The organism is Ruminiclostridium hungatei (assembly GCF_002051585.1).
Taxonomy (GTDB): domain Bacteria; phylum Bacillota; class Clostridia; order Acetivibrionales; family DSM-1351; genus Ruminiclostridium; species Ruminiclostridium hungatei.
In genome coordinates this window covers 1-3,745 of record NZ_MZGX01000050.1, presented here as the reverse complement: position 1 = coordinate 3,745, position 3,745 = coordinate 1, and the positions used below count along the sequence as shown (strand labels likewise).

Below are 3,745 nucleotides of genomic sequence, written 5' to 3'. Positions count from 1 at the left end.
CATATCTTCATATTTAGCCTTCAGCCAGACCTCAAACGCTTTTGCCAGATCTCCGTTAAAGTCTATATAGGTATATCCTGAGCCCACAACATTAAATACATTTTGTTTGAAATAGTCCTTTAAATCTATATAGGTATTACCGCCGCTCCCCCCTCAACTATATATAATGAATCATCTGAATATATTTCTTTCCCGTCTATTAAATATGAAATGTTATTTATAGCTGCCGCTTCAGAGTCTGAATTCTTAATTCTTACTTTAATAGTAACTATATCTCCGGAAGAAGGAGCTTCTGGCGCTGTGGAGCCACTCTTGTAAAGTTGTTTATAGAAAACCCCGCTACAGTCTGGAAAATCAAAGTTTAAAGCTATATTACACTTGTTCCAATTTATCTTTCTTGAATTCTACTCTTAATGATTCAAAAGGAAAACTTTCTAAATTTGTATCATCAACAATGATAACTCCATTTTGCTTTTTTCTCATTATGTAAGGAAAATCTGCATTTGCCTCTAAAACAAAATCACCATGGAAGTTCTTTAAAATTTTCCCTACAAACTCCATTAACTCACTAGCCCAATTTGAATACATACCATTAATGTCAATATAAAAATCATAATTAAGATTTAAATGATAATCTTCACTTCTAAATTTTACACTATTCCCACCTTCTTTTAAAAAGATGGTAAATCCTTCACTAGATATAGAAAATTGATTATCACTCTCTGTGGCCTTAGAATTGCTGTTAGGCATATATTCAATACACGCTTGCTTCAATTCATTAAAATCACAATCATTCCCTAAATATAATTTATGAAAAAAACTCATTACTTTTGTCCCTCCGTTATTTTTAAATTATTTAATGAACAATCTAGCAATTTTACCATCTTTTATAACCAGCAATTCGTCCAAACCATCAATCGGCCAATCATTAAACTGTTTTGCTAAATCGTCAAGAGAACCAGTATAATCATCTAAATTAAGTATAACACGTCTTGCTTGATTCTCAGTTTTACCAACAACTGTGTCCCATATAGTTCTCAGATTTATAGTTTTGGGTGAATAACAATCAAACACTTGACCATCTATTAGATAATCTGGATTTGAGCTCGGCTTAACACCATAACCATTTCCATTTGTCTTATATGGTAACATTTCAATATTATACCCTTCATTTGCCAGAAAGTCAGCCGCTTCATTCTGTCTTGTAATAGATCTTATCATTTCTGCATCTCCTGTAACCGCCTCATAAACTCCTTTTGGTTTGTCCCCTAATGCCAATGTAGGTTCAGTAAACTTACTTCCATTCTTCATGGCTTGTTCAACATTTTCACCTATTCTTTTAAGTTCAGCTTCATCGGTTATTCCAATAGCTCTAGCCTTATTTATTGCATTCCTAATGGCATCGGCAATTTTATCAAGAATACTTCTTGAAGCAACAGGTATCTCTTCATCTGCCATCCTAAATAGCATACCATCTGGAGTTGCAAATTCATAATAACCATCACCTTTAATAATTTTAGAAATTCCTTCAAGCATATCACTTGCTCCAGCCTTAATCTTACTAATCGCCTCAGCCATAGCCTTCACAGCGGAATTCCCTGCAATGGTCGCTACCTCAGACAGCTTCACAGCCATTCTTGAGTCCTTTAATGTTACCGCCAGCAGTCCAACCTCGCCTACAAGTGCAATTGAACCCATTCCTATGTTGAATGCCCTTTCCCACCAGGCGTATTGCCTTCCCGTAAGTAAATCATGTCCGACAATTCCTTCTGCTATTGCCTTTAAGCTGCCTACCACAGGTACAAAATTTAAAAGCATGCTTGTACATTCCATCCAGACCTTATGTACATATTCTCCGAATACCTGGTCTATTACACTGCTGCTGTCTCTCAGGCTTGCACGCACAAACGTGTCGTCAATCAGATTTATTCCTTTTCCATCTATTATATTTTGCGCCAGGAATCTTGATACCGTTGAATTGCTCATTATAAGCGGGTTGTCCAGCAGCTTCATCTGCAAATACTGTATTACATGCTTTACATTAAGCTTGTATTCATTTATTGCTTCCAAGGTAGGGCATACCGCCTTATAAAGCTATTTATAGAAAAACCCCGAAGCTGTATTGCTACAGTCGGGGTTTTTGCATTAACAGCTATGCTTCTGAGTCCCACACTTCAACAAATTTAAAACCTTCAAGACCACTTTCTATAACCTTGTTTCTAAATTCATCAGATACAAAAACATCAGCTCTCGGCTGTTCAACAATTTTAAAAATATGTTGATTTTCTACTTTTCCTAGAATAAAGGCATACTTATCGAAAGCCATTATTCTTTTTTTATCTGAGTAATACTCAATAACTGCCTTTTTGTAATCAATTCCATCTAATAGATTGATAACATTAATTAATCTATAATCATCGCCACTAAAATCAATAGGTAAAATTTCAGTGTTTTTTGATAAATATTCATTTAAAATATTAATGGCCTTTTTGCTGAAAATTGGAACACCAGGAGAAAGATACGGTATATCACCTTTTTTCAACTTACCTCCATGTTCTATTAATTTTATTTTCAATGGTGTCCAATCATCTTTTATACTTTTGCCTACAAATTTACTTCCAAATTCAATCCACTTTTCATTGTCTGCATCAACCAGTGTCACATGCTCGTATAAATTAACATCTTCTTGTATTAACCATATTTTCAAACTATCCACGCTCCTCTTATAGTGAATTTAGTTTTAAAGTACCATTAAGTAATTCTTTTCTCAATCGATTTAATACTTCTGTTATATCAGCAGCAGAGGTTGGATTAGCCCTCTTAATTGCATTTGCCACATATCTTGCATACTCCGCTGTGTGTGAACCACTATGCACCGCAGCACTTCCTGCATGTGGAAGGTTTTGTGCATTGGGTAAAAACACTCCGTTACTTGCTGAATTCAAATCAACTCCATAGCTCTCCATTATTGCTCTAGCTTCGTTCAATTCAGGAATATCCATTCCCTCAGGCACTATATGATGTGCTTGATTAGCATATGGAGGCGTTGTTACCCCTGCATCCTTCAATTCTGCTCTCAGTATTTCAGACGGTGAGCCTGAGAATTTCCCCGACACTTTGGTTTTGCTTGCAACCTTACTCAGGTAGAAATCAGCTATTTCATCAGCGGTCTTTCCCGAATATTTCCATATACCCTGAATAACTTCTCTATATGCTGGTCTTGCTGCTTCCGCAACATCATCAGCTTCTCTTATAGCATACGTTATTCCATTGCCAAGATCAACAACGGTTTCATCACCTATTGAAACAACCCTCTTAATCTGGTATGCAAGTTCATCAATAGAGTATTTCAAAGTATACCTGAGCTTACTAATCGCCTCAGCCATAGCCTTCACAGCAGAATTCCCTGCAATAGCGGCTACTTCTGAGAGCTTTCCAGCCAATCTCGCTTCCTTTAACGTTACCGCCAGCAGTCCAACCTCGCCTACAAGTGCAATTGAACCCATTCCTATGTTGAATGCCCTTTCCCACCAGGCGTATTGCCTTCCCGTAAGTAAATCATGTCCGACAATTCCTTCTGCTATTGCCTTTAAGCTGCCTACCACAGGTACAAAATTTAAAAGCATGCTTGTACATTCCATCCAGACCTTATGTACATATTCTCCGAATACCTGGTCTATTACACTGCTGCTGTCTCTCAGGCTTGCACGCACAAACGTGTCGTCAATCAGATTTATTCCTTTTC

At 36.8% G+C, this 3,745-nt stretch carries 4 protein-coding genes; all 4 read right to left on the bottom strand.

The genetic code is table 11. The annotated features are described in order from the left end of the window. Positions 1 to 372 precede the first annotated feature (372 nt). Positions 373 to 825, bottom strand: coding sequence for a hypothetical protein (locus CLHUN_RS21310; RefSeq protein ID WP_080066699.1), 453 nt, complete (start codon positions 823 to 825; stop codon positions 373 to 375). 27 nt (positions 826 to 852) lie between these two features. After that, entirely contained in the window at positions 853 to 2,070 is a 1,218-nt protein-coding gene (locus CLHUN_RS21305) for a CdiA C-terminal domain-containing protein (RefSeq protein ID WP_080066698.1), read from the bottom strand. A gap of 82 nt (positions 2,071 to 2,152) precedes the next feature. Further along, entirely contained in the window at positions 2,153 to 2,707 is a 555-nt protein-coding gene (locus tag CLHUN_RS21300; RefSeq protein ID WP_080066697.1) for an imm11 family protein, read from the bottom strand. 16 nt (positions 2,708 to 2,723) lie between these two features. Then, positions 2,724 to 3,745 (bottom strand): AHH domain-containing protein (locus tag CLHUN_RS21295; RefSeq protein WP_207559198.1); only part of this gene is annotated, 1,022 nt, incomplete at its 5' end.